The 1,380-nt window shown below is 63.8% G+C and carries 1 protein-coding gene; it reads left to right on the forward strand.

The window, feature by feature from the left end; translation table 11 throughout:
- Positions 1–1,288 (forward strand): IS1182 family transposase (locus AC1RJ9_RS28320; protein ID WP_492842013.1); only part of this gene is annotated, 1,288 nt, incomplete at its 5' end.
- Between the last annotated feature and the right edge of the window lie 92 nt (positions 1,289–1,380).

Below are 1,380 nucleotides of genomic sequence, written 5' to 3' on the forward strand. Positions count from 1 at the left end.
GCCCGAGGCGACGGGGCGGCCTGGCTATCATCCCGGGGTGATGCTGAAGATCTACGTCTACGGCTATATCAACCAGGTGCAGTCGAGCCGCCGGCTGGAGCGCGAGGCCGGACGCAACATCGAGATGATGTGGCTGACGGGACGGCTGGCCCCGGACTTCAAGACCATCGCCGACTTCCGCAAGGACAATGGCCCGGCGATCCGGGCGGCCTGCCGACAGTTCATCGCCCTGTGCCGCCAGCTGGAACTGTTCACCCATGCGATCGTCGCGATCGACGGCAGCAAGTTCAAAGCGGTGAACACGCGCGACAAGAACTTCACCCGCGCCTCGATCCAGCGGCGTATGGAGCAGGTCGAGGCCAGCATCGATCGCTACATGTCAGCCTTGGAGACCGCCGACCGACATGATGGCGAGCTGGTCCAGGCCAAGACCGTGCGCCTGAAGGACAAGATCGCCTCACTGCGGGAGCAGATGAAGGCCTTCAAGGCCCTGGAGGTCGAGGTGCATGCCGCGCCAGACCAGCAGATCTCACTGACCGATCCGGACGCCAGGGCCATGGCCACCAACGGCAAGGGAACCGGGATGGTCGGCTACAACGTCCAGACGGCGGTCGATCCGCTTCACCATCTGATCGTGGCGCACGAGGTCACCAATATCGGCCACGATCGGGGTCAGCTCTGCACAATGGCGGGCCGAGCCAAGGCTGAGATGGGCGTCGAGGCGCTCGATGTTCTGGCCGATCGCGGCTACTTCAGCGGCGAGCAAATCCTGGCCTGTGAACAGATCGGCGTCACGCCCTGCATGCCCAGGCCAATGGTCTCGGGGGCCAAGGCTGACGGCCGGTTCGGTAAGCAGGACTTCGCCTATAATCGCGAAGACGACAGCTATCGCTGTCCGGCCGGTCAGCGGCTGGTGCGCCACATGACCAATGTCGAGAACGGCCAGACCCTGCACCGCTACTGGGACCAGGCCAGTTGCGGGGGCTGCGCCATCAAGGCCCAATGCACGACTTCAAAGGTGCGCCGGATTACCCGCTGGGAGCACGAGGCGGTCATCGAGGCCATGCAGGAACGGCTCGATCGCGCGCCCAACAGCATGCGCGTCCGCCGCGCCACCGTCGAGCACCCGTTCGGGACGTTGAAGGCCTGGATGGGAGCCACCCACTTCAAGACCAAGACGCTCAAAAACGTCAGAACCGAGATGAGCCTTCACGTCCTGGCCTATAATCTCAAGCGAGTGATCGCCATCTTGGGCGTCGGGCCTCTGATCCATGCCATGCAGGCCTGAGAGCGGTTCTGCTGACCATTCATCGTCACGCGAAGCGCTTGCCCGGCCTTGTGTTCACCGGCTTGGAAGACGCGTTTCCACACGGCCTCGGT

The organism is Caulobacter sp. GW822-FHT07D08, from assembly GCF_058798735.1.